Genomic DNA, 329 nt, shown 5'->3' with positions numbered 1-329 from the left:
GGTGGGTGCCGGGGCGAACGACCTCCATCGGGTGCGGCTCGAAGGTGACGACGACGGCGGGCAGGCCCAGCTCACGAGCGCGCGCCACCGTCCGTCCGATGCTCAGCCGGTGACCTCGGTGCACGCCGTCGTAGGAACCGATGGTGACGACACTGCGCCCCCAGTCGCCCGGGATGTCCGCCAAACCCTGCCAGCGCCGCACCGGTGTCTCCTCGTCGTCTCCCGGATCACTGCCACGTCAAAAGTACCGGCCGGGCGGTCGGCGCCTTCGGCCGGGATCAGCGGACGGGGTGCACGGGCCGGAGCCCCGGTTTCGCCGCCCATCTGAC

At 72.0% G+C, this 329-nt stretch carries 1 pseudogene; it reads right to left on the bottom strand.

Annotated features, from left to right (window positions below):
* Positions 1-202, bottom strand: a pseudogene (locus tag E0D90_RS26165) (bifunctional riboflavin kinase/FAD synthetase); the annotation flags it as partial.
* Between the last annotated feature and the right edge of the window lie 127 nt (positions 203-329).

Origin of the sequence: Streptomyces otsuchiensis, from assembly GCF_004305975.1 — a bacterium.
GTDB lineage: Bacteria > Actinomycetota > Actinomycetes > Streptomycetales > Streptomycetaceae > Streptomyces > Streptomyces otsuchiensis.
This window is presented reverse-complemented; position numbering and strand designations above follow the sequence as displayed.